25 protein-coding genes are annotated in these 23648 nt (G+C 75.1%); 13 read left to right on the top strand and 12 right to left on the bottom strand.

Annotated features, from left to right (window positions below; genetic code table 11):
• Positions 1-28 precede the first annotated feature (28 nt).
• Together ABIH81_RS28010 and ABIH81_RS28015 are read left to right on the top strand one after the other, a co-directional pair.
• Positions 29-532, top strand: a complete 504-nt coding sequence (locus ABIH81_RS28010; RefSeq protein WP_349877875.1) for a hypothetical protein — start codon at positions 29-31, stop codon at positions 530-532.
• A 122-nt stretch (positions 533-654) separates the two neighbouring features.
• On the top strand, positions 655-1692 hold the full coding sequence (locus ABIH81_RS28015) for a helix-turn-helix domain-containing protein (protein WP_349877876.1): 1038 nt from the start codon (positions 655-657) through the stop codon (positions 1690-1692).
• A 175-nt stretch (positions 1693-1867) separates the two neighbouring features.
• Here ABIH81_RS28015 and ABIH81_RS28020 read toward each other — a convergent pair whose 3' ends face one another.
• Genes ABIH81_RS28020 through ABIH81_RS28055 form a run of 8 tightly spaced genes read right to left on the bottom strand, consistent with a single transcriptional unit; the run spans position 1868 to position 10510 of the window.
• Positions 1868-2857, bottom strand: a complete 990-nt coding sequence (locus ABIH81_RS28020; protein WP_349877877.1) for a DNA topoisomerase IB — start codon at positions 2855-2857, stop codon at positions 1868-1870.
• Positions 2841-3800, bottom strand: a complete 960-nt coding sequence (locus ABIH81_RS28025; protein ID WP_349877878.1) for a glycosyltransferase family 9 protein — start codon at positions 3798-3800, stop codon at positions 2841-2843. Before ABIH81_RS28025 ends, ABIH81_RS28020 begins: the two co-directional genes overlap by 17 nt.
• On the bottom strand, positions 3797-4498 hold the full coding sequence (locus tag ABIH81_RS28030) for an SDR family oxidoreductase (RefSeq protein WP_013285402.1): 702 nt from the start codon (positions 4496-4498) through the stop codon (positions 3797-3799). Before ABIH81_RS28030 ends, ABIH81_RS28025 begins: the two co-directional genes overlap by 4 nt.
• Positions 4499-4553: 55 nt before the next feature.
• On the bottom strand, positions 4554-6044 hold the full coding sequence (locus ABIH81_RS28035) for a PfkB family carbohydrate kinase (RefSeq protein ID WP_349877879.1): 1491 nt from the start codon (positions 6042-6044) through the stop codon (positions 4554-4556).
• On the bottom strand, positions 6041-6748 hold the full coding sequence (locus ABIH81_RS28040) for an SIS domain-containing protein (protein ID WP_349877880.1): 708 nt from the start codon (positions 6746-6748) through the stop codon (positions 6041-6043). The genes ABIH81_RS28035 and ABIH81_RS28040 overlap by 4 nt, the downstream gene beginning before the upstream one ends.
• Positions 6748-7965, bottom strand: coding sequence for a glycosyltransferase (locus ABIH81_RS28045; protein WP_349877881.1), 1218 nt, complete (start codon positions 7963-7965; stop codon positions 6748-6750). The genes ABIH81_RS28040 and ABIH81_RS28045 overlap by 1 nt, the downstream gene beginning before the upstream one ends.
• Positions 7950-8924 carry a glycosyltransferase gene (locus ABIH81_RS28050; protein WP_349877882.1) on the bottom strand — a complete coding sequence of 325 codons (975 nt, stop codon included), beginning with the start codon at positions 8922-8924 and terminating at the stop codon, positions 7950-7952. Before ABIH81_RS28050 ends, ABIH81_RS28045 begins: the two co-directional genes overlap by 16 nt.
• Positions 8921-10510, bottom strand: coding sequence for an HAD-IIIA family hydrolase (locus tag ABIH81_RS28055; RefSeq protein ID WP_349881225.1), 1590 nt, complete (start codon positions 10508-10510; stop codon positions 8921-8923). Before ABIH81_RS28055 ends, ABIH81_RS28050 begins: the two co-directional genes overlap by 4 nt.
• A 257-nt stretch (positions 10511-10767) precedes the next feature.
• On the opposite strand from ABIH81_RS28055, the gene ABIH81_RS28060 reads away from it, so the two are divergent.
• Together ABIH81_RS28060 and ABIH81_RS28065 are read left to right on the top strand one after the other, a co-directional pair.
• Positions 10768-11214 carry an SRPBCC family protein gene (locus ABIH81_RS28060; protein WP_349881226.1) on the top strand — a complete coding sequence of 149 codons (447 nt, stop codon included), beginning with the start codon at positions 10768-10770 and terminating at the stop codon, positions 11212-11214.
• A gap of 90 nt (positions 11215-11304) precedes the next feature.
• Entirely contained in the window at positions 11305-12072 is a 768-nt protein-coding gene (locus tag ABIH81_RS28065) for a polyprenol monophosphomannose synthase (protein ID WP_349877883.1), read from the top strand.
• 160 nt (positions 12073-12232) lie between these two features.
• Here the strand turns inward: ABIH81_RS28065 and ABIH81_RS28070 are convergent, their stop codons facing one another.
• The gene (locus ABIH81_RS28070; RefSeq protein ID WP_349877884.1) at positions 12233-13825 is read right to left on the bottom strand and encodes an NAD(P)/FAD-dependent oxidoreductase; all 1593 of its coding nucleotides are present in this window, start codon (positions 13823-13825) and stop codon (positions 12233-12235) included.
• Positions 13826-13897: 72 nt separating this feature from the next.
• Between ABIH81_RS28070 and ABIH81_RS28075 the strand changes: the two genes are divergently transcribed.
• Entirely contained in the window at positions 13898-15331 is a 1434-nt protein-coding gene (locus tag ABIH81_RS28075) for an aldehyde dehydrogenase family protein (protein ID WP_349877885.1), read from the top strand.
• Between the two features lie 60 nt (positions 15332-15391).
• Here the strand turns inward: ABIH81_RS28075 and ABIH81_RS28080 are convergent, their stop codons facing one another.
• Entirely contained in the window at positions 15392-15796 is a 405-nt protein-coding gene (locus tag ABIH81_RS28080) for a ChaB family protein (RefSeq protein WP_349877886.1), read from the bottom strand.
• 138 nt (positions 15797-15934) lie between these two features.
• Here ABIH81_RS28080 and ABIH81_RS28085 point away from each other — a divergent pair, with 138 nt between their 5' ends.
• The 5 genes from ABIH81_RS28085 to ABIH81_RS28105 all read left to right on the top strand — a co-directional run bounded on the left by ABIH81_RS28085 (position 15935) and on the right by ABIH81_RS28105 (position 18703).
• Positions 15935-16972 carry a YihY/virulence factor BrkB family protein gene (locus tag ABIH81_RS28085; protein ID WP_349877887.1) on the top strand — a complete coding sequence of 346 codons (1038 nt, stop codon included), beginning with the start codon at positions 15935-15937 and terminating at the stop codon, positions 16970-16972.
• A 57-nt stretch (positions 16973-17029) separates the two neighbouring features.
• The gene (locus ABIH81_RS28090; protein ID WP_349877888.1) at positions 17030-17446 is read left to right on the top strand and encodes a DUF2795 domain-containing protein; all 417 of its coding nucleotides are present in this window, start codon (positions 17030-17032) and stop codon (positions 17444-17446) included.
• A gap of 56 nt (positions 17447-17502) precedes the next feature.
• Positions 17503-17964 carry an SRPBCC family protein gene (locus ABIH81_RS28095; RefSeq protein ID WP_349877889.1) on the top strand — a complete coding sequence of 154 codons (462 nt, stop codon included), beginning with the start codon at positions 17503-17505 and terminating at the stop codon, positions 17962-17964.
• Positions 17965-18063: 99 nt separating this feature from the next.
• On the top strand, positions 18064-18327 hold the full coding sequence (locus ABIH81_RS28100) for a hypothetical protein (RefSeq protein WP_349877890.1): 264 nt from the start codon (positions 18064-18066) through the stop codon (positions 18325-18327).
• A 163-nt stretch (positions 18328-18490) separates the two neighbouring features.
• A complete protein-coding gene (locus tag ABIH81_RS28105; protein WP_349877891.1) occupies positions 18491-18703 on the top strand; it encodes a hypothetical protein in 213 nt (70 codons plus the stop codon).
• Between the two features lies 1 nt (position 18704).
• Here ABIH81_RS28105 and ABIH81_RS28110 read toward each other — a convergent pair whose 3' ends face one another.
• Positions 18705-19151 carry a hypothetical protein gene (locus ABIH81_RS28110; protein ID WP_349877892.1) on the bottom strand — a complete coding sequence of 149 codons (447 nt, stop codon included), beginning with the start codon at positions 19149-19151 and terminating at the stop codon, positions 18705-18707.
• A 162-nt stretch (positions 19152-19313) separates the two neighbouring features.
• Here ABIH81_RS28110 and ABIH81_RS28115 point away from each other — a divergent pair, with 162 nt between their 5' ends.
• Entirely contained in the window at positions 19314-19676 is a 363-nt protein-coding gene (locus ABIH81_RS28115) for a DUF6401 family natural product biosynthesis protein (RefSeq protein ID WP_349881227.1), read from the top strand.
• Positions 19677-19736: 60 nt separating this feature from the next.
• On the opposite strand, the gene ABIH81_RS28120 is transcribed toward ABIH81_RS28115, so the two are convergent.
• Positions 19737-20597: a hypothetical protein gene (locus tag ABIH81_RS28120; protein ID WP_349877893.1), complete on the bottom strand. Its 861-nt coding sequence runs from the start codon at positions 20595-20597 to the stop codon at positions 19737-19739.
• Between the two features lie 199 nt (positions 20598-20796).
• Here ABIH81_RS28120 and ABIH81_RS28125 point away from each other — a divergent pair, with 199 nt between their 5' ends.
• Positions 20797-22950, top strand: a complete 2154-nt coding sequence (locus ABIH81_RS28125; protein WP_349877894.1) for a SpoIIE family protein phosphatase — start codon at positions 20797-20799, stop codon at positions 22948-22950.
• A 9-nt stretch (positions 22951-22959) separates the two neighbouring features.
• Positions 22960-23637, top strand: a complete 678-nt coding sequence (locus ABIH81_RS28130; RefSeq protein WP_349877895.1) for an HAD family hydrolase — start codon at positions 22960-22962, stop codon at positions 23635-23637.
• Positions 23638-23648 lie beyond the last annotated feature (11 nt).

The raw sequence follows: 23648 nt of genomic DNA on the forward strand, positions 1-23648 counted from the left end.
CGACGACCACGGCGAAAGGGGCCTGATCGTGATCGAGCAGCCGGCGTACACCCGGTTCGGCGTCTCCGACGAGGAGTGGGGACTGCTTGTGGGGCTGCCGCAGTCGGTGCTCACCGCGGCGGCCGCCGCCGAGTCCGACGGCACCCGCCGCACCATGGCCGAGAACGCCGCCGGGCTGGAGACCATCGCCGCCGGCCGCGAGTCGGCCAGCCCGCTGGTCGCCGCCGTGGCCGGTGAGGTCGTCGACCGGGTGGGCGACCCGGAGACCGGCGCGGAGCTGCCGGTGCTCACGCCGCAGGACCCGAAGACGATGATCGAGGACGTGCTGGCCCGGGCCGGGCAGGCGTCCGCGCTGCTCGCCGCGCGGGTGGACGAGGGGCAGGCCGGGGCGTACCGGCACTGGCTGGTGGAGATCGCCGAGCAGGTGGTCGGCGCGGCCTCCACCGGCGGCCTCCTGGGTCTGGGCGGCGACGCGGTGACCGATTCCGAGCGCCGGTTCCGGGACCGGCTGTCCCAGGTGCTCAACGACTGAACGGACTCCTAACAAACGGTTTCATCTTCGTCTATGATGGAGGTCACGCCCCACGGGTCGCCGTTTTTCGGCCCCGTGGGGCGTCGTGTGTATGGAGGGATGACAAGCCACGGGGGTCGTTAATGGACACGCTGTTGCAAGCGCGGATCTTCGACACGGCGGAGGCACCCGCCGCCGACCGGTTGGCGCTCTGGCTGGAGGTGGTCGCCCAGACCCCGGCGCCGATGCGGGTCCGCACCGCGCACGCCGACAACTTCCTGGCCCGGGCGGAGTTCCTCGACCTGGGGCCGATGCGGCTCGTCCGGTACCGGTACCCGTCGCTGGACGGGATCCGCACCCGCAAGCTGATCAGACGCTCCGACGCGGACTACTACGTGCTGGCGCTGACGCTCAACGGCACCGGCATCACCGACCAGGACGGGCAGCGCGGCGTCTGTCCGCCCGGCGACTTCACCTTCTTCGACTGCGCCCGGCCGCAGGAGGCCAGCCACCACGCGGACGACGGGCAGGCCGCCGCGTCGCTCGTCGCCCTCATTCCGTACGACGCGCTGCCGCTGCCGCACCGCCGTCTCAGGCCGCTGTTCTCCAGCCGGATTCCGGGTGGCGAGGGCGTGGGCGCACTCCTGGCCGGCTACCTCTCCCGAATCATCGGCCATCCCGAGCAGTACCACGCCGTCGACGCCGAGCGGCTGGGCACCGTCGGCCTGGACCTGGTCACCACGCTGCTCGGCCGCCACCTGGTCTCCGAGGAGGCGATCCCGACCGAGGTCCGGCGCCGCGCCCTGCTGGCCCAGGTGCAGGCGTACGTCCGGCAGCACCTCGGCGACGCGACGCTGGCCCCGGGCACGATCGCCGGCGCGCGCCACATCTCGGTGCGCTCGCTGCACCGGCTCTTCGAGGACGAGGAGACCACTGTGGCCGCGTACATCCGGGACGAGCGACTGGCCCGGTGCCGCCGCGACCTCGCCGACCCGGCGCTGAGCGACCGCTCGATCCAGGTCATCGCCGCCCGCTGGGGCTTCCGGGACAAGGCGCACTTCAGCCGGGTCTTCCGGGCGGCGCAGGGCGAGACACCACAGGAGTACCGGGCCCGTCACCTGGAACCGGCACGGATCGTCAACAGCACGGCATCCGCCGTCAACCTGTCCCGTACATACTGAAGCCCGGGCCGGTGCCGTTCGCGGTGGGCCCACGAATATCGGGGGGCCGGGCGCGGCGCCCGCGGCGGTCCCGGCCGCGGGCGGCCCCGCCCGGTGGCGTCCCCGGCTCCGCACCGGCGGCCGAGGTTTCCGGCCCTGTCGCGCTTCCCCCAGGACCGACGGGGCCGGTCGGCGGTCAGCCGGTCTCCTCCTCCAGCAGCGCCAGCACCGACTTCTCCACCGCCTCGCGCGGCATCTCCGGCTGCACCGGCGCCAGCACCCCGTCGTGGTAGAGGTCGACCACGCGCGGGTCCACGTACGACGTACGGGCCACCGTCGGGGTGTTGCCGAGCAGCTCGGCCACCGAGCGCATCACCGCCGCCACGGCCCGCCTGCGGGCGGTCGCGGAGCGCTGCGGACCCACTGTGGCCAGTTCGGCGGCGGCCAGCACCGTCGCGTGCCAGGTGCGGAAGTCCTTCGCCGTCATCTCGCCGCCGCTGGCGTCGCGGAGGTAGTCGTTCACCTCGTCGCTGCGCACGTCGCGCCAGGCCCGGCCGTCCCAGTAGCCGAACAGCCGCTCCCGGGCGCGCCGGCGGCGGCGCAGGTTGAGCAGCACCCGGCACAGCTCGGCGTCCTCGATCCGGCGGACCTGCTCGATGCCGCCCTTGGCCGGGAACTCGAACACCACGCACCCGCCCCGGGAACGGGCGTGCTCGGGGCGCAGCGTGGACACCCCGAACGTGGGGTCGTCACCCGTGGCGTACTGGTCGCTGCCGACCCGGAACGCGCCCATGTCGAGCAGCCGGGCGACGGTGGCCAGCACCCGCTCGCGGCGCAGTCCGCGCAGCGACAGGTCGTGCGTGACCCGGTCACGCAGCGCGGGCAGCCGGTGGGCCACCTCCAGCACGTGGTCGAACTTGGCCTCGTCGCGCTTGCGCCGCCAGCCCGGGTGGTAGAGGTACTGCTTGCGGCCCGCCGCGTCGATGCCGGTGGCCTGGATGTGGCCGTTCGGGTACGGCGAGATCCACACGTCCCGCCAGGCGGGCGGGATCACCAGCTCGCGCAGCCTAGCCAGCTCCCCGGCGTCGCGCACCGGCTCGCCGGCCGGGTCGAGGAACAGCCAGCCCTTGCCGCGCCGCCGGCGCGCGTACCCCGGCCGGCCCGGATCGCTACGCCGCAACCGCACCGGAGACCCGTTCCACGTCGGCAACCGCAGCCACCACCTCGTCGATCCCGATGGCATTCAATGCCGGATGCGCTCCTACCCCGCCCGACCCGGTCGAATCCCGGTCGACGGGCGTGGGCTCGATCGCACCCAGCGCCCGGTGCCGGGGCCGGTCCGGCGGTGGGCCCCAGTGCGCGGCCGGCACCGGCCCGAACAGCACCACCGACGCGGTGCCGTAGCCGGTGGCGAGGTGGGCCACGCCGGTGTCCCCGCTGACCACCAGCCGCGCGCCCGCGACGAGCGCGGCCAGCTCGGCCAGTCCGGTCCGGCCGGCCAGCACCGCCTCCGGCGGCAGCCCGGCGTCGCGGGCGACCCGCTCGGCCAGCGCCCGCTCGTCCGGCGAGCCGGTGACCGCCACCCGGTGCCCGCGCACGGCCAGCTCCCGGGCCAGCCCGGCGAACCGCTCCGCCGGCCAGCGCTTCGCCGGGATCTTGCCGCCCGGGTGCAGCAGCGTCACCCCGGCCGGTACGCCGGTCACCGCCGGACGCCGCAGCGCCAGGTTCCCCGGGTCGGCCGGCAGCCCGTACGCGTGCAGCAGCCGGCACCAGCGGCGGACCTCGTGCTCGCCGTCGTCCCAGGCCGGGCCGTCCGGGTGCCCGGCGCCCGGGTTGCGGTGGGCGAGCAGCCGGCCGGGACGGACGGCGGCCAGCGCCCGGTGCGACTGCGGTCCGCGGCCGTGCAGGTTGACCGCCACCTCGGGCGGCGGGCCGGTCCACGCGACCCGGTCCGGCCCGGTGGTGGGCAGCACCCGGTCCACCGCCCCGGTCAGCTCCGCCAGCGGCGCCAGCCAGGCCGGCGCGGCGAGCACCAGTTCCCGGCCCGGCAGGCCGGCCCGCAGGCCGCGCAGCGCCGGCACGGCGGTGGCCAGGTCGCCGACCCCGAGCGCCCGCAGCACCAGGATCACGGGTACGACGACTCCTGCGCGGCGCAGACCACCATCTCGCGTACCGCGCAACCGGCCGGCTGGGACAGCGCGAACATGACGGCGGCGGCGGTGTCGGCCGGCTCGTTGAGCACCGCGTCCGGGCCGGGGCGGTACTGCGCGTCCCGCTCGTCGAAGAACGCGGTCCGCATCCCGCCCGGGATCAGCAGCGTCACGCCGACCGCGCCGGCCAGCTCGGCGGCGAGCGCCCGGGTGAAGCCGACCACCCCGAACTTCGCCGCGCAGTACGCCGTCGCGTCGCTGACCGCCTTCACCCCGAGCGTGGAGGCCACCGTGACGATGCTGCCCCGCGACGCCTCCAGCCAGGGCAGCGCGGCCCGGATCACCGCGGCCGTGGCGAGCAGGTCCACTGTGACGATCCGCTCCCAGGTCTCCGCCGGGATGTCGGCCAGCTTCCCGGGTACGTCCATCCCGGCGGCGGTGACCACGGCGTCCAGCCCGCCGGAACGTTCCGCGAGATCGCGGGTGGCGGCCTCGGCGGCGCGGGTGTCGGCCAGGTCGCACTCGACCCAGGGCACCCCGTCGGCGGGACGCTGCCGGTCCAGCACCAGCGGGCGTCCGCCGGCACGGGCCACCGCGGCGACCACCGCCGCGCCGAGCCCGCTGGAGCCGCCGGTGACCAGGACGGTCGGCCCGGCTCCGGGCGCGCCGGCGCTCACGCCGCCACCGTCGGGCCGGCGGGCGCGACCGCGCCGGTCCGGATGCGTCGCTCGTTCATCGTGCTCCCTTCGCCGTGGACCGGACCTGCGCGACGACCTCGGCCGGGTCGGCCGGCCCGGCCGGCCAGCCGCCGCTGCCCCGCCCGGCCCGCGCCGCCGCGATCATGTCGGTGGTCGAGCGCCCGTCGAGGTACGGCACGACCACCGTGTGGCCACCCCAGCGGGCCAGGATCTCCGTCTCGGGCAGCGTCTCCGGGCCGCCGCCGCTGGCGTAGTCGCCGCCCTTGACCCAGATGTCCGGGCGCAGCCAGGACAGCGCCGCCTCCGGGGTCGGCTCGTCGAAGACCAGCACCGCGTCGACGCAGCCGAGCGCGGCGAGCAGCCGCCCCCGGTCACCCTGCGGCACGACCGGGCGCTCCGGGCCCTTGAGCCCGGCCACGCTGGCATCGGAGTTGAGGCAGACCACCAGGCAGTCGCCGAGCTGCCGGGCCGCCTGGAGCGTCGCCACGTGCCCGGCGTGCAGCAGGTCGAAGCAGCCGCCGGTGGCCACCACTGTGCCGCCGGCCGCGCGTACCCGGGCCACCACCTCGCCGGCCGCCCCGGCGCCGATCCGGTCCCCGCCGCCGGTGACCACCGCCGGTGCCACCGCCCGCACCGGCGCGGGCAGCGCGGCGGCCACGCCACCCCCGGCCACGTACGCCGACGCCTCGGCGACCGCCTCCTGCACCGCCTCGGACACGAGCGCACCCCGGGCCAGCGCCAGCGTCGCGGTGGACGCGAACCGGTCGCCGGCCCCGCAGGTGTCCCCCTCGGCGGGCGGCGCCGGCACCACCAGGGGCGTGGAGCCCGCGTGGCTGAGCAGCGCGCCGTCCCCGCCGAGCGTCACCGCCACCGCGCGCGCCTGCCAGCGGCGGCGCAACGCGTGCGCGCTGCGCGACGCGACGGCCAGGCGGGAGCCGCCCGGCGGCGTCTTGGCCAGCTCGCGGGCCTCCGGCTCGTTCGGGGTGGCCAGGTGCACCCCGGGTACGGCGGCCGGCCCGCGCGGATGCGGATCCCAGACCACCGGCGCCCGGGTGGCGGCCAGCGCGGCGCGCAGCGCCGGATGCCCCGCCACGCCCCGGCCGTAGTCACTGACCAGGACTGCGGACGCGTCGGCGAGCAGCCGCAGCACGGCGTCGCTGGGCTGGCCCGGCGCGCCGGCGCTCCCGCCCCGGTCGTGGCGCAGCAGCACCCGGCCGCGCGCCCGCAGCCGGATCTTCTCCGGGGTGGCGCCGGCGAGCGGCAGCGCGTACAACCGGACCCCGGCGGCGGCGAGCAGCGTGCCCAGCCGCGCCCCGCCCGCGTCGTCGGCGACGGCGGTGACCAGCGCGACCTCGGCGCCCTGCGCGGCGGCGAAGACGGCGGCCAGCCCGGCGCCACCGGGCCGGTCGACGGATGCGGTCTCGTCCAGCACCGGCACCGGGGAGTCCGGGCAGAGCCGGTTCACCAGCCCTTCGACGTCGCGGTCCAGCAGCGTGTCACCGAGCACCACCACCGGTCCCCTCATGCCGGGCCTCCCCGGCCGGCCGGCGCGGTCGGGTCCGGCTCGGCGAGATCCGGCTCGCCGACGACGACCTCGACCCCGGCGCGTACCGGCCCGGCCGCCGTCCGGGCGGCGAGCGCGGCGGGCAGCGCCAGTTCGACGTACTCGCAGAGCACGTGCGAGGCCACCAGGTGCAGTTCCTGCACCACCTGCCCGTCCGGCGAGTCGATCGCCAGGTGCTCGTGGCAGAGGTCGGCGAGGGGGTTGGGCGCGGGTCCGGTGAAGGCCCAGCAGCGCAGGCCGGCCTGGTGTGCGGCGTGGGCGGCGGTGAGGAGGTTGGTGCTGGTGCCGCTGGTGGACATGAGCAGGAGATGGTCGTGGGGCCGGCCGTGGGCGCGGACTTGCCGGGCGAAGGCCTCGTCGTATCCGTAGTCGTTGGCGATGGCGGTGAGGGCGCTGGTTTCGGCGTGCAGGGCGATGGCGGACAGGGGCTGGCGGTCGTGGCGGAGTCTGCCGACGAGTTCGGCGGTGAGGTGCTGGGCTTCGGCGGCGCTGCCACCGTTGCCGGCCACCAGCAACCGGCCACCGGCGGCGAGCCGCTGCGCCAGTTCCTCACCCCAGCGGGCCAGCATCTGTTCCGCCTCCCGCAGCGGCAGCAGCGCGGCGGCCAGCAGGCTCAGGTGGTCCTCCAGCACCGTTGCGCCGGCGGCCGGCGTCCCGGCCGTCATCAGGCGACCACCCGGGTCGGGCGGCGCACGGTGGCCACCTCGCCGTACAGCTCGGTGAGGCGGTCCGCGGTGGTGGCCCAGGAGTAGCGGGTGCGGGCCCGCTCCAGCGCTGCGGTGGCGTAGGCGAAGCGGCGGATCCGGTCGCCGAGCAGACCCCGGATCGCCGCGCCGAGGGCCGCCGGCTCCCGGGGCGGCACCAGGTCGCCGGTGCGTCCGGCCACCACCGTGTCGATCAGCCCGCCGACCGCCGTCGCGACCACCGGTACGCCGCAGGCCATCGCCTCCAGCGGGGTGAGCCCGAACGGCTCGTACCAGGGGGCGGCGACGAGCACGTCGGCCGACCGGTACCAGCGGCCCATCTCCTCCCGGGGGACCGCGCCGACCAGCCGTACCCGGTCCGCGACGCCCAGCGAGTGGGCCAGCGCGCGCAGGCGCAACGCGTACGGGTCGGTCTCCAGCAGCCCGGCCGGCGGCCCGCCGACCACCACGCACTCCGCGTCCGGCACCTCGGCGACGGCCCGGATGACGTCCTGGAACCCCTTGCGCTCGACCAGCCGGCCGACGGTGAGGACGCGGGCCCGGGCGCCGACGCGGTCGGCGACCGGGCCGAGCGGGGAGAACGTCGTCAGGTTCACCCCCGACGGCACGACTGTCATCCGGGACCGGGGCACGCCCATCCGGACCAGTTCGGCGACCTCGTCCTGGCACTGGGCGACCACCCGGTCCACCGAGCGGCCCAGCTTCCGCTCGTGCTCGACCCGGCCCGGTGGGCTGGTGTCCTGCACGCCCTGGTGGCGGCGCTTCACGGTGCCGAGCGCGTGGTAGGTCTGCACCACCGGCACGCCCGCGCGGCGGGCCGCGGCGAGACCCGCCAGCCCGCTCATCCAGAAGTGCGCGTGCACCACCTCGGGCTGCCAGTCGCCGGTACGCCACCGGTCGGCCAGCCACTGCCCGAACGCCGGCATGTACGGCAGCAGGTCGTCCTTGGCCACCGGTTCGGCCGGCCCGGCCGGTACGTGCACCACCTCGTACCCGTCCGGGGTGCGGACGCTCACCGGCAGGTCCACCGCGTCGAGCCGGGTGTAGACGCGCACGTCGTGACCGGCGGCCGCGAGCGCGGCGGAGAGCTCCGCGACATGCGTGTTCTGGCCACCGGCGTCCTCCCCGCCGAGGACGGCGAGCGGGCTGGCATGCTCCGAGATCATCGCGATGCGCATACTTCCTCCTCCAGCAGCCGGTCCCAGTCGGCGAGGAATCGCTCCAGGCCGTAGCGGTCCCGGGCGGCGGCCCGGGCCACGGCGCCCGCCCGGCGGGCGGACTCCCTGTCGTCCAGCAGGCCACGGGCGGCGTCGACGAGCGTGTCGACGCGGGTGGACAGCGCGCCCGCGGCCGGCGGCACCGCCTCCACCGCCTCGGTGGTGGCCAGTGCCACCACGGGCATGCCCATGGTCATGGCCTCGATGAGGCTGAGGCCGAGTGAGGTCCAGCGGCACAGGTGCAGGTACGCGCGCCGTTTGGCGAGTTCGGTGTGCATGGCGTGCTGGGGTACGTCGTCGTGGCTGGTCAGCCGGTCCTCCGGTAGTCCGAGGTGGGCGGCGAGACCGTCCACCTTCATCCCGTAGACGTCCAGCGGCGCCAGCGCGGCGAACCGGGCGAGCAGGTCGGTGCCGGTGACCCGCCAGCGGCGTACCGGCTCGTTGATGACCACGGCGAGGCGATCGAGTTCCCCGGTCCACTCGACGGCGGGTGGTACGACGCCGTGGTCGACGACTGTGGTTCTGGTGGCGCCGTTGTCCCAGAACAGTTCGTTGAACGCGGTCACGTGGGTGAGCAGCAGGTCGTCGCGGTCGGCCATCGGGTGGCGGGTGTTCGGTACGTCGCCTTTCGGGGTGTTGTGCTCGACGTAGATGGCGGGCACGTCGCGGCCGGGCCGGCGGCCGAGCCACTCCGCCGCCAGGTCGATCTCCTCCGGGCGTTGCAGGATCACCAGGTCCACGTCGGTGTCGCGCAGGTCCTCGGGGGTGACCTCCACGGCGCTGTCCGGCCACGGGTAGGTGCGCGCCCGGCCCAGGCCGTACGGACCGCGGTCCGGCGTGACCGGCACCAGGTAGCGGTGCTTGCCGTGCACGAAGGAGGTCGTCCACGACCCGTGGACGTGCCACAGCAGGAGGTTCATCCGACCACCCCGCCCGCCACCGGCGCCGGCACGCGCAGCAGCCGCAACGCCTCCAGCACCCGTCCCGGCTCGACCGCCGACAGGCACGGGTGCCCGGGGACCGGGCAGACGGTGGCGCGGGTGTCCCGGCACTCCGCGCCCGCGTCACCGAGCCGTACGGTCGGCACCCGGTACGGTCCCCACTGTCCGAACGGCACCGTCGGGGCGAACAGGCTCACCACCGGCACGCCGAGTGCCGCGGCCAGGTGCGCCGGGCCGGTGTTGCCGACCACCAGCGCGCCGGCTCCGGCGATCACCGCCGCCAGTTCGTCCAGCCCGGTCCGCCCGCCCAGGTCGACGCCGCCCGCCGCGGCGACACGCGCGGTCAGTTCCCGCTCGTCCGGCCCGCCGGTGACCACGACCCGGTAACCGGCGGCGCCGAGCACGCGGACCACGCGGGTGGCCAGTTCCTCCGGGCACGCGCGGGTCTCCACCGAGGATCCCGGGTGCAGGACCACGTAGCCGGGCGCCCCGGCGTCGGCCGCGGGCGGCGGAAGCCGGTCGGTGCGGATGCGCAGCGCCGGTTCGTCGTGGTCGGGCAGCGCGAAACCGGCGGCGGCGGCGAGGGACAGGGCGCGTTCGGGTTCGGGTACACCGGCCGGGACGCGGTGGCGTACGTCCAGCAGGCTGCCGGGGTAGTCGTCGCTGATCGCGCTGATCCGGGGCACGCCGGCCAGGCGCAGCAGCAGCGCCAGGGGCAGGGCGGACTGGTGGAAGGAGGTGAACACGACCGCCTCGTCGGCGCGTACCTCCGAAAGCCGGTCGGTCAGCGCGCGCACGGCGTCGGGCTCGACGGGTGGGGCGGGCGCGTCGATCCACGGCAGCGGCGCCTCGATGATCTCGTCCACGCCTGGCAGCAGTTCGGCCGCGGCCCGGCCGCGGGGCCCGCACAGCAGCACCACCCGCGCCGCGCCGGCCGCGACCGCCCGGATGCCCGGCCCGGTCACCAGCACGTCGCCCGCCGCGTCGCTGCGCACCACCAGCACTGTGCCCCGGCGCGACCGTCGCGCGGGACGCGGCGCGGCGGTCAGGCGCATCCGGGCCAGCACGATCCCCGCCGCGTCCGGCAGGTCGGCGGCGACGGTGGGCGCGGCGGCCACCTCGGCGGCCCGGGTGGCGGGCGTGGGCACCATGATCGCGGCGGCGCCGGCCGCCGCGGCGGCTGCCGTGTCCGCGCCGATGTCCCCGATCAGCACGCACCGGGTCGGCGTGGTCCCGAGCGCTGCCGCGGCTTCGTGTACGAGGCCCGGCGCGGGCTTGCGGCAGGCACAGCCGTCGGCCTCCGCGTGCGGGCAGATCGCCCAGTGGTCGAAGGGCCCGAGCAACTCCTCCACCCGGGCGTTGACCAGGCGCAGGTCGTGCGCCGTGAAGCAGCCCCGGGCCAGGCCGGACTGGTTCGTCACCACCGCCAGCCGCAACCCGGCGGCCCGCAACCGGTCCAGCGCCTCCCGGGCGCCCGGCACCGGCCGTACCTTCTCCGGGTCGCCGTTGTACGGCACGTCCTCCACCAGCGTGCCGTCGCGGTCCAGCAGGACCGCGTCGTACAGGCCGGACGGGAACCGGTCAGCATCCGGGTCAACCCGGGCTGACCTGCACTGATCCCGCTCCTGGTCCCGTCGCACGGGCGGCGGGTTCCCGACGCCCCGAGGAGTAAACGTCACCTTCGGCGCCTGGCCGCCCCGCCGGTGCCACACAGCCGGGTGCACGCCTGCCACGACCGGCCCGGTCCGGCGATACCCGCCGCCCCGGAGAAGCTAACCCGGATCGCCGTTAGCGACGGACCGCGCCGGGGTACCGCTCGATGATGGCGGTTGTGGAGAAGGTGATCGACGCGCCCCCGGAGCGGGTCTTCGAGGTGCTCGCGGACGGGTGGACGTACAGCGACTGGGTGGTGGGCACCGCGCACGTGCGGGACGTGGACGACACGTGGCCGCGCGTCGGCAGCCGGCTGCACCACCGGGCCGGGCCCTGGCCGTTCTCGCTCCAGGACGAGTCGACGGTGCTGGAGTGCCAGGCGCCGCACCGGCTGGTGCTGCGCGCCGGGCTGTGGCCGGCCGGGGAGGCGATCGTGGCGTTCGCCCTGGAGCCGCTGGAGGACGGCCGGACCCGGGTGACGATCGGCGAGGACTTCGCCGCCGGGCCGTTGCGGTGGGTCCGGACCAAGCTCAACGACCTGGTGCTGCACCTGCGCAACCGGGAGACGCTGGCCCGGCTGTCCGACATCGCGACGAGGCAGAAGCCGGAGGGGTGATCGATCGGTGGCGGGGCGTCTGTGCGGCTGCCGTTCGAGGGACTGGCTACCCTCTCAGGTGAACCTGTCGGCTGACCGAGGATGTCCGTGATGATCGAACCCGTGCAGTTGCCCTCCCCGTGGGGGGATGCGCGCCTGACCGTCGTCGTTCCGACCTACAACGAGGCGGGCAACCTCCCGGTGCTGGTCGAGCGCCTCCTCGCGCTGCCGCTGCCGGGGCTGAAGGTGCTGGTCGCCGACGACAACTCCCCGGACGGTACCGGCGAGGTCGCCGACAAGCTGGCCATCGAGCACCCGGACCGGGTGATGGTGCTGCACCGCCCGGGCAAGGAGGGTCTCGGCCGGGCGTACGTGGACGGTATCGGCCGGGCGCTCGACGACGGCGCGGACTTCGTCGCGCAGATGGACGCCGACCTGTCGCACCCGCCGGAGGCGCTGCCCGGCATGCTCGGCGCGCTGCTCTCCACCCAGGCGTCGGTGGTCATCGGCTCGCGCTACGTGCCCGGCGGTGAGCTGGACGAGAACTGGCCGCTGTACCGGCGCGCGCTCAGCGGCTGGGCGAACCTGTACGTGCACACGCTGCTGCGGGTACGCATCCGCGACCTGACCGCCGGCTTCAAGATCTGGCGGTCCGACGCGCTGCGCGCGATCGGGCTGGACCGGGTGCAGTCCAACGGCTACAGCTTCCAGGTGGAGATGCACTACCTCGCCACCAAGCTGGGTCACACGATCCTCGAGGTGCCGATCCGCTTCGAGGAGCGCCGCGACGGCGACTCGAAGATGACCACCGCCACGAAGATCGAGAGCGCGCTGATGCCGTTCAAGCTGCGCAGCCGGCACCGCAACCTCGACTCCTGACCGCTCCCGCACCTCCACCGCGCCCTCACGCCGCGTGCCGCTGAGCGTCTCGTCCCAGGGCAGCCCGTAGATCTTGGTAGGAAACGGCCCTCCTGGGGGCACTTTCGTACCAAGATCTACGGCGCTCCCGGGGCGCGGGCGTGGTGGAGACGCGGTCGGGTCAGCGGTAGACGGCGCGGTGGGCGGCGGCGATCGTCCGGGCGTACACCGCGCCGGTGACGGCCCGGTCGCGGGCCAGCGCGGCGCGCGCCGCATTCGCCCCCGGCGCGCCGTGGACGCCGCCGCCGGGGTGGGCGGAGGCGCTGGCCAGGTAGAGCCGGTCCACCGGGGTGTCGGCCCGGCCCAGGCCGGGGATCGGCCGCAGGAACAACTGCTGGTACGCCGCGGCAGTGCCGCCGCCCAGCGCTCCCCCGACCAGGCTCGGCTCGGCGGCCTCCAGGTCGGCCGGGCCGGCCACGTGCCGCCCGACGATCGACGCCCGGAAACCCGGCGCCGCCGCCTCCAGCACCTCCTCCATCCGCTCCACGTGCCCCGCCACGTCCTCGGCCCGCCAGTTCCGGCGGAACGGCAGGTGGGTGTAGGACCAGAGCGACTCGGTGCCGGGCGGTGAGTGGCTCGGGTCGGCCACGGACATCTGCCCCACCAGCAGGAACGGATCCCGCGGCAGCTCACCGCGGGCCAGCTCGGCCGCGTACGTGGTGAGCCCGTCGAGGTCGGCGCCCAGGTGCACGGTGCCGGCGCCGGCCAGCTCGCGGTTCTTCCACGGCACCGGCGCGGACAGCGCCCAGTCGACCTTGAGGGTGGAGCCGTCCCACTTGAAGTGCGCCAGGTCCTCGACCATCCGGGGCGGCAGCGCCGCCGCGCCGACCAGGTCGAGGAAGAGCGCCGGGGCGGGCACGTCGGCGAGCACCGCGCGCCGGGCCCGCCAGTCGGTGCCGCCCGCGGTGCGTACGCCCATCGCCCGGCCCCGGGTGGTGAGCACCCGCTCGACCCGGGCGCCGTACGCGATCCGCCCGCCCCGATCGACCAGCCGGGCCACGAGCGCGTCGGTGATCCGCTGGGCGCCGCCCACCGGCACCGGCCAGCCCACCTGCTGGCCGAGCATGGCGAGCAGCCAGCCGTAGACCCCGGAGCCGGCCTCCTCCGGCGACAGGTCGGTGTGCAGGGCGCAGCCGGCCAGCAGCACCGTGCCGCCCTCGCCCTCGAACAGCTCGGCCCCGAGCTTGCGGACCGGGAGCACGAGGCGGCGGGCGAGCCGGAGCGCGCCGCCCGCCCGCAGCTGCCGTAGCAGGCCCAGCCCGCCGCGTACCGGCGGGAACGGGGTGGTGATGATCTGCAGCATCGGCTCGGCGACCCGGCGCCAGTCGGCGTACGCGTGCCGCCAGCGCTCCCCGTCGCCGGGCGCGAACGCCTCCAGCGAGGCGGCGGTGACGTCCAGGTCGCGGTTGACCACGGCGGCACGGCCGTCCGGGAGGAGGTGCGCCAGCACGTCCGGCGCGTGCGTCCAGGACAGGCCGTGCCGCTCCAGGCCCAGCCCGTCGAGCACCGGGGAGGCGTAGCCGAGCGGGTAGAAGGAGCTGTAGAGGTCGCTGAGGTAGCCGGGCGCGGTCACGTACGCGGACCGGACGGCCCCGCCGGGCACCTCGGTGGCCTCCAGCACCTCGACGTCCCAGCCGGCGTCCACCAGCAGGTTCGCGGCCACCAGCCCGTTGTGCCCGGCCCCGATGACGACGGCGTCCGCGGTGGAGGTCACCCGATCCGCCTACCCGGCCGGTCACCGGGCGAAACGCGTTTGCCCCGCCCACGCCGGGGCAAGCACGGCCGCATGTACACGGTTGCGCAGCTCATTGGTGGAGTGTGGGGCGCCGGCGGCGAGGGCGGCGAGCTGGTCGTCCACGATCCGTCGGACGGGTCGCCGGTGACGCGGGCGCCGGTGGCCACCGCCGACGAGGTGGCCAAGGCGGTCGAGGCGGCCCGGGGCGCGGCGGCGGAGTGGGCGGCGACCGCGCCCGCGGAACGGGCCGCGGCGCTGCACCGGGCGGCGGACGCGGTCGAGGCGGCGGCCGGGGAGCTGGCCGAGGCGACCACAGCGGAGATGGGCAAGCCGCTCGACGACGCGCGGGGCGGGGTGGCGGCGGGCGTCGGCACACTGCGACAGTACGCCGAACTGGCCCCGGTGCGGGGCGGCCGGACGCTGCACGGCGCGCACGACGCGCTGGACTTCATGGCCCCCGAGCCGCGCGGCGTGGCCGGCGTGATCACCCCGTGGAACGATCCGGTGGCGGTCTCCTGCGGCCTGCTCGGTGCGGCGCTGGTCACCGGCAACGTGGTGGTCTACAAGCCCAGCGAGCGGACCCCGGGGACCGGCTGGCTGCTGGCCCGCCTGCTGGACTCGGCGCTGCCCGCCGGAGTGTTGTCGCTGCTCACCGGCGGCGGCGAGGTGGGCGCCGCGCTGGCCGGGCAGGAACTGGACGTGATCGCCCACGTCGGTTCCACGGCCACCGGCCGGTCGATCGCCGTCGCGGGCGCGCGTACCGGGGCGAAGGTGCTGCTGGAGAACGGCGGCAGCGATCCGCTCGTGGTCGACGCGGACGTCGACCCGATCTGGGCGGCCGAGCAGGCGGCGCTCGGCTGCTTCGCCAACGCCGGTCAGATCTGCGTGGCGGTGGAGCGGATCTACGTGCACCGCGACGTCGCCGAGGGCTTCCTGGACGCGCTCGTGGCGCGCGCCGAGGCGCTCACTGTGGGCCCCGGCCGTGACCCGGGCACGCAGCTCGCGCCGCTCGTCGACCGGCGGCACCGGGACCACGTACACGGGCAGGTCACCGCCGCCCTCGCCGACGGCGCCCGGGTACGCACCGGCGGCGTGCTGCCGGACGGGCCCGGCGCGTTCTACCCGGCCACCGTGGTCGAGGGCTGCCGCCACGACATGGCACTGGTCCGCGAGGAGACGTTCGGGCCGGTCGCCCCGGTGGTGGTGGTCGACTCGTTCAGCGAGGGGCTGCGCTGCGCGGCCGACTCCCCGTACGGCCTGGCCGCCACCGTGCTGACCGGCTCGATGAGCCACGCCCAGCGTGCCTGGCGGGAGCTGCCGGTCGGCACCGTGAAGATCAACTCCGTGTTCGGCGGGGCGCCCGGCGGCGCCGCCCAGCCGCGCCGCGGCAGTGGTCAGGGCTTCGGGTACGGCCCGGAACTGCTGGACGAGTTCAGCACCGTGAAGGCGGTGCACCTGGAGGCGCCGGGCGGCGGCCACTGGTGAGACGGCACGAAGCGAGCCCGGGACCGAAGCGGTCCCGGGCTCGGCGCGTACCCCCAGGGGTCACCGACCCCCGCGGGCCTTGCGGGTCGCGTTGTCGTTGGCCTTCTCGATGGCCTTGACCAGTTCCGGCTTGGTCATCCGGGACCGGCCGCGCACGTCCAGCTTCTTCGCCACCTCCATGAGGTGGTCCTTGGTGGCGTTGGCGTCCACCCCGCCGGCCGTCGCCGCGCGCCGTGCCGGGCCACCGCCTTCGGCCTGCTCGTCGCTGGGCCCCTTGCGGCCCTTGGGCTCCCAGTGGTCGCCCACCTTCTCGAACTCGTGCTTGACCGCGGCGAAGGCGGTGCGGTGCGCCCGCTCCCCCTCGCCGTACGTCTCGACCGCCGAGTCGTGCGTCTTCTCCCAGGTCCGCTGCGCCTTCGCCGGGGAGCGCCGCAGCGTGCTGGGCAGTACCTCGCGCCCGGGCATCTCGTCCTCCTGGAGTCTCGATCGGGTGTCTGGTGTGGTTCCCTCCCGCCGGGCGGGCAAACCGGCACCCGGTTTGTCGATTTCCCCCCGGGGGTACCGCCCGCCCACGCCCGGTGGCGGGGCCTGAAGGAGGCGGACATGACCGTGACGACACCACAGACGGTCGGCGGCCCGGCGCGGTCCCGTCTCCCCCGCCGGATCCGCCAGCTCAACTGGCGCACCTGGCGGGGCGTGCTGGTGCGCAGCGGCAAGGGTTTCGTCGCGGACAACTGCGCGGACTGGGCGGCCGCGCTCACCTACTACGGCGTGCTGGCGCTGTTCCCGTCCACGATCGTGGTGGTCGCGCTGGTCGGCCTGGTCTCCGACGGCCCGCGCACCGTCGACACCGTGATCGACCTGGCCCGGGAGATCGGCGCCGGCTCGGTGGTCGGCAACGACGCGTTCGTGGGCGTGGTACGCAACGTGGTCGAGCAGCAGGGCTCGGCGAAGGTGCTGCTCAGCTTCGGTCTGCTCGGCGCGCTCTGGTCCGCGTCCGGGTTCATCGGCGCGTTCACCCGCGCCTCCAACGCGATCTACGGGGTGCGGGAGGGCCGCCCGTTCTACCGGCTGCGCCCGTTGCAGATCGGCATGGCCGCGGTGACGATCCTGCTGCTCGCAGTCGTGGCCACCGGGCTGATCGTCAGCGGCCCGGTCACCGACGCCGTGGGCGACCTCCTGCACGCCGGTGCGGTGGCCCGTACGACGTGGTCGGTGGCGAAGTGGCCGCTGCTCGCGGTGGTCGCCATGACGCTGCTGTCGCTGCTGTTCTGGATCGCGCCGAACGTGCGCCAGCCGCGGTTCCGCTGGCTCACCCCGGGCGGTGCGCTGGCGCTCGTGGTCTGGGTGCTCGCCTCCTTCGGCTTCGGCCTGTACGTGGCCAACTTCGGCTCGTACGACGTCACGTACGGCAGTCTCGGCGCGGTCATCGCGTTCCTGGTGTGGCTCTACCTGTCCAACTGCGCGCTGATGCTCGGCGTACAGGTGAACGCCGAGCTGCAACGCGGGCGGGCGATGCAGGCCGGGGTCGAGGAGCCGGACGACCCGGTGCTGCCGCCGCGCGCCACGGCCGACGGCGACAAGGCCGATGGGGAGAAGTCAGGCGGGGAGAAGACCGCCGACCGGTTGCCGCCCGGATGACCGGCTTCCCCGGCCGGCGCCGGTTTACCGGCGGCCCTCCGGGGCATCTCCCAAGGCATGGAACGTGGCAGCAGCAAGCACTCGCCCAGGGTCGACGACCAGATGAGCAGCGAGGTCAGCGGTCTCGTCCAGGGCCCCGGCACCGGCGGTTCGCGGGCCGAGGAGTTCCGGGTTCCCGAGCCGGCCGGCGAGGACCAGCCGGAGGCCACCACGGCGCCTGCCGGGGAGCTGCGCAGCGGCACGCCGCAGGGCATGAGCTCCGAGGACGTCGAGGCGCGCAGCCGCCTGGGACGGTTCATCACGATGACCGCCCTGCCCGGTGACCGGGAGGCACTGCTGGCCAACGCGCGGGAGAACGAGGCGCCGACGGACATCGTCGCCGCCCTGGAGACCCTGCCCGAGGGCACCCGTTACCAGACGATCTCCGAGGTGTGGGCCGCACTCGGGCACAGGAACGAGACGACGCGCTGGTGAGCGGGCCGGCCCACGGCCCGTACGCAGACACCCAGCGGAACAGGAGGAACCCCGACATGAGCGGCGTTACCGAGCACGTGGACGTGGACGTCCCGATCCGGACCGTGTACGACCAGTGGACCCAGTTCGAGGAGTTCCCGCACTTCATGGAGGGTGTGCAGGAGGTCCGGCAGCTCTCGGACACGATGACCCACTGGACCGTCGAGATCGCGGGCGTGAAGCGCGAGTTCGACGCCGAGATCACCGAGCAGTTGCCGGACGAGCGGGTGGCCTGGCGCTCCACCGGGGGCACCCAGCAGGCGGGCGTGGTGACCTTCCACCGCCTCGACGAGGGGCACACCCGGGTCACGCTCCAGATGGAGTTCGAGCCGCACGGCGTGGTCGAGCAGGCCGGCGACAAGCTGGGCGTGGTCGACCGGCGCGCCAAGGGCGACCTGGAGCGGTTCAAGCAGTTCATCGAGCGGCGCGGTCAGGAGACCGGCGCCTGGCGCGGCGCGGTCGACCGGCCGACCCCCTGACCCATCCCCCGTACCCGAGTCTCGATGGCCGTCGGCGATGCCGGCGGCCATCGCCGTGCCCGGCCGTTTGCGATCATCCGGTCCGGGTACCGCAGGGGAATGACCGACAACGACCGCCACGTGTGGCGCGACGAGGACCGTACTCCCCTGCACGAGCTGGACCAGGCCATCGCCCGGTCGGCCACGGACGGCCAGGGCGACGACGTCACCGCCAACGACGCCGGCCAGGAGGCCGCGTTCGGCCACGGCCCGGAGGCGGTGGACCGGGGCGCCGGCCCGGAGGCCGAGCGCCGTGAGATGACCGACGCGGATCGGGCCTACCGGCCGTCGACGACCGGGCGGACCGGCCCCGACAGCATGTGATTCCGCTGGCTGCGGGCATCCGGGCCGAGGCCCGCAGCCGCCGGATCCAAGCTCGGCCGAAACGACAAGAAGTGCGGTACGGACGGCCGGGAAAACGGACAGCCCATCCAGAATCGGCCGAACGGCTGACGGCACTCCCCCCGATGCGCGCAAGACTTTCGGGATGCAACAGGGCTCCGGTTTCCTCTCCAACCGTCAGCGCAAGCTCGCCTGGGTGGGCTTCCTGCTCGCCGCGATCCAGGCTCCGGTCTCGGCCCGGTTCACCGAGGACAGCTCCTGGCTGTTCAGCCTGGTGGTGGCGCTGATGGTCGCGACCGTGATCATCGCCGACGACGGCGCCCGGCGCCGCCCGGCGCAGGCACGCTCCTCCGACTGAGTCAGCGCGTGCCGGGGCCCGCCTCGTGCCCCGGCACCCCCCGGCTGCGGCGGCGCTCCTTCATCTCCGCCTCGTAGAGGTGCCGCCGGCCCTCGACCAGCTCGTCGCGGGCCTGCCGGTCCAGCTCCCGGAAGAGCGCGTAGTACCCGTCGTCGAAGTCCTCGACGATCTGGAACGTCCACCGCCCGGCGATGACGTTACGGCCGAGCAGTTCCCGGTCGATCCGCTCGGCGAGCGCCGGATGTCCGGCGGAGCGGAACATCTCCACCGCGTCGTCGAGCATCAGGTCGGCGTGGCCGATGAGCTGGTGCAGCTCGTACAGATGGCCGCGGGCCCGCTCGACGCACTCCAGGGCCTCGCTGAGCTTGCCCAGCGCCTCGACCGTGGCGTCACTCACTCCGTCCGGGCGCCGGTGCGCCCGGTCCGGTCCGTCGGCCTGCTGTCCCATCCTGTCCCTCCTGACCCCGATCGTGTGGTCTGCCGACCGGACTTCTGCCCCCGCACGGGCGACTCAATCCCGGCGGAGGAGGTGGCCGCTCCCCCGGACGACCCGGGCATCCGCCACTCGGCCGAGGTCGGCCCGCCCGGACCGGCGTTAGCCTCGGACACCATGCGCGTGCCGAACAACCGGGTCGCGACCCGCTCCGCGGCGATGGCCGCGCGGACGACCCTCACCACGCTTACCGCCGCCGTCGGCACCGCCGGCCTCGCCGCGGCCCACGCGAACCCCGGGTTGCTCGCCGAGGTCGACCAGCACGCGGCGGGGGTACGCGACAGCCTCGACGGCGACCGCCGCCCGCTCACAGTGGCGGCGCTCGCCGGGTACGCCGAAGGGCTGCGCGACGCGGCTGCCGAGCACGGCTGGACGCCGCCGGCCGAGCCGGTCGACTGGTCCGAGCCGGACTGGACGCTCACCCGCCTGCTCGCGGTCTGCCTGCTCGCCCGCGGGCTGGACCCGCGTCACCTGGCCTGACCCGGACACGGCTACGGGGCGTCCGCGATCGCCCCGCGGACACCCCGTCACCCGTCGCCGTCAGCCGCCCGGCCGGCGGAACTGCTGCGTCTCGTCGCCCACCTCGCCGGAGCGGTACGTGCCCGTGCCCGACATGGACGACTGCGGCGCCGCCGGCGTGGGCTGCCCGCCCCGGTCGGCCATCCGGCGTTCGTAGTCGCCCCGGCCGGCCTGCTGGGCCTGCCGCTGCTCCCGGAACGCCCGGGACTCCTCCGCGGCCCGGTCCAGCCAGGCGTCCCAGCGCTTCTGCATCGGCTTGACCAGACCACCACCGACACCGACGATCAGGATGCCGGCCACCGTGGCGAGGAACGCCACCAGCACCGGTGTGGTCACCGTGGTGGCGATGCCCACCTGGTTCAGCGCGGCGATCACGCCGAGCGCCAGGATGAAGATCGCCGTCACGTCGGCCAGCACCCGGCCGTACGAGAGCCCGCCCAGCGCGCCGGAGACCAGATCCCGGACGGCGTTGGCGATGGCGGCGGCGATCACCACGATCACGATCGCCACGAAGGCCCGCGGCAGCCAGGACACCACCCCGCGGATCAGGTCGCTGATCGCGTTGGGCCCCCACACCCCGAAGGCGAACTGCAGGGTGAACAGCAGGACCGCGTAGTAGGCCAGTTTGGCCAGGATGTCGCTGGCGTCGTACTTGGTGCGTTCCAAGGCCCGTTTGACGCCGCCGCGTTCGACGGCGCGGTCGAACCCGACCCGTTCCAGTGCCGCGTCCACGATTTTGAGGACGGCTCGGGCGATGAGCCAACCCACGACGAGGATCGCGATGAACGCGATCGCCCGCGGTACGAAGAGCAGCACCGACCTCCAGAAGTCGGTCCAGGCCGCACTGATGTCGACCTGTCCGACCGCGAGGGTTTTCAGCATGATGTCCCTCCTGTCGCGTGAACTGCGCCGCCCGCATACCCGGTGGCCTGGGCAGCACGCCGGGCCGGACCGGGGCATTTTCCCGACATGCCCCCCGAACCGGCCCTGACCTGCCCGAACGTCCGCGCCGCCCGGCACCCGCATCCGCGACGGACGCATGATCGGAACCAGCCGGCCACGCTCCGGTTAGGCTGCGGTCATGCCAGGCACCGTCGGTCGGGTTCCCACACCGTCCGCCCCCGCACCGGGAGCACCCACCGGTCCCGTCGTCGGCGGGCAGGCGGCCACGGCCGCGCACCCCTGGGCCGGCACGCCGCTGGGCGCGCCGCACACCTGGGATCCCGCGGTACGCGCCGTGACGGACGTGGTGCTCGCCTCCCCCGTGCCGATGGCCCTGCTCCTCGGCGACGACCTGGTGGTCTTCTACAACGACGGGTACGCCGAGCTCATCGGCGACCGGCACCCGGACGCGCTGGGCCGGCCGGCGGCCGAGGCGTTCGCCGAGGTGTGGCGCGACCCGGGCGCCGGCGAGGCGCTGGAGCGGGTCTACCGGCACGGCGAGCCGTTCCTGCAACGGGAGGCGGTGCTGCCGGCCGACCGGCAGGGCCCGGCCGAGCCGGCTGTGTTCACCCGGGGCCACTGCCCGGTCCGCGACTCCACCGGCCGCATCGTCGGCGTGCTCACCGTCTCGGCGCAGACCACCCAGCTGACCCAGCAGTTAAAGAGCCTGAGCGACTTCGCGGCGGCGCTGGCCGGCACGCTCACGCTCGACGATGTGGCGCGGGTGACGCTGCGCTACTGCCTGCACTCCTTCGACGCCGACCGGGTGTCCTTCGCGGTGGACGAGGGCAGCGCGTGGCGGCTCGTCCGCCGTATCCGCGGCGAGCTGCTCGACGAGGCCGACGAGCGGCTGCCCCCGCTGTGGCGCCGGATGTCCGCGGAGTCGGCGCTGCCGGCCGTGGTGACCGCGCGCAGCGGCGTGGCCTCGTTCACCGCCGACGGGCAGCCGCTGCGCGGTGTCGCGGCGGACCGGCACGACGAGAAGATCCGCGCGCTGGCCGCCCTGCCGCTGCGTACCACGGTGGTCCGGGGCTCGCTGACGGTGGGCTACCGGACGCCGCGCCCCTGGTCCCCGGCCGAACGGGCGCTGCTGACCGCCTCCGCGGAACTGGTCGGCCAGGCCGCCGAGCGGGCCCGCCGCTTCGAGACCCAGCACGGCACCGCCCAGATGCTGCAACGCAGCATGCTGCCGGAACGGCTGCCCGACCTGCCCCGGCTGCGGATCGCCGCCCGTTACGACCCGGGCGTGGACGGCAACGCGGCCGGCGGCGACTTCTACGACGCGTTCCTGCTGCCCACCGGCGCGCTGGGCGTGGTGCTGGGCGACGTGGCCGGGCACGACGTGCAGGCCGCCGCCCGGATGGGTCAGGTACGCGCCGCGCTGCGCGCGCTCGCCCTGGTCGATTCCCGCCCGGACGCGGTGCTCGACGGCCTGGACCGGCTGGTCAGCAGCCTCGGCGTCGAGGGCGGCACCCAGGAGCTGTTCGTGACCGTGGTCTTCGGCGTGGTCGAGGCGGACCGGGAGCTGATCACGCTCGCCAGCGCCGGTCATCCGGCACCGCTGATCCGGCGCGCCGGACCCGGCGCGGCGGTGGCCGAGTTCGTCGACGTGCCGCCCGCGCCTCCGCTGGGCCTGGGCGGGCGGGCGCGTACCGCCACCGTGCCGTTCCGCCCGGGCGACACGCTACTGCTCTACAGCGACGGCGTGGTGGAACGGCGCTGGCAGGATCTGGCCGCCGGGATGGCCGGGCTGGGCGCGGCGGTGACCGGGGCGGCCGGCGGCGATCCGCGCGCGCTGTGCGCGGTGGCGACCGCGTCGGTGCCGGGCGCCACCGAGGACGACGTGGCGGTGCTCGCGGTGGAGTACGCGGTGCGCCCCAGCCGGTCGGCGAGCATGGAGGTGCCGGCCGAGCCGACCGCGCCGAGCCGGGTCCGGCACTGGATGACCGCGCAGCTCGGCGAGTGGCACGTGCCCGAGGCGGTGATCGGCGCGGCGGTGCTGTGCACGAGCGAGCTGACCACGAACGCGCTGCTGCACGCCGGTACCGCCGCCCGGGTCGAGGTCGACCTGTCCGCCGAGCGGTTGCTGGTGTCGGTGGCCGACTCCGGCACCCGCGGTCAGGTCACCCGGGCGCAGACCGACACGCTCAGCAGCCGGGGCCGTGGGCTCGGCCTGATCGAGGAGCTGAGCGACGCCTGGGGCACCGACCCGGCCGTACGCGGCTCGACGGTCTGGTTCGAGATCCTCATTCCGGCGGGTGGGCCGCGCGTCGGCGACGCCCCGGCCGGGTAGGAGCCGGGCATGGCCGACGACAAGCGACGCGGTGTCCTGTTCGACGTGGACGGCACCCTGATCGACACGACGTACCTGCACACGGTGAGCTGGTGGGAGGCGCTGCGCCAGGCCGGCCACCGGGTGCCGATGGCGCGGATCCACAGGTCCGTCGGCATGGGCTCGGACAAGCTGCTCGACCACCTGCTGGGCGCGGAGCGGGACCGGGACGCCGACGGGCGGCTGCGCGACGCGCACGACGCGCTCTACGCCGAGTACTGGGAGCGGCTGGCGCCGCTGCCCGGTGCGCGGGAGCTGCTGCGCGCCTGCGCGGAGCGCGGGCTGCGGGTGGTGCTGGCGACCTCGGCGGCCGAGCACGAGGTCACCGCGCTGCGGGCCGCGCTGGACGCGGACGACGTGATAGACTCGGTCACCTCGTCGGCCGACGCGCAGGAGAGCAAGCCGGCGCCGGACATCCTGGTCGCCGCGCTGGACCAGTCGGGGCTGACCGCCGATCGGGTGGTGTTCGTCGGCGACTCGGTCTGGGACGTGGCCGCCGCCGGCAAGCTGGACATCCCCTGCATCGGGCTGAGCTGCGGCGGCACCGGCCGGGCGGAGCTGGCCGGGGCGGGCGCGGTGGCGGTCTACGACGACCCGGCGGCGCTGCTGCGCGCCCTGCCGGACAGCGCCATCGCCACGCTCGGCTGACCGGCCGCTCA

Origin of the sequence: Micromonospora sp. HUAS YX12, assembly GCF_040215685.1 — a bacterium.
Lineage (GTDB): Bacteria > Actinomycetota > Actinomycetes > Mycobacteriales > Micromonosporaceae > Micromonospora > Micromonospora tulbaghiae.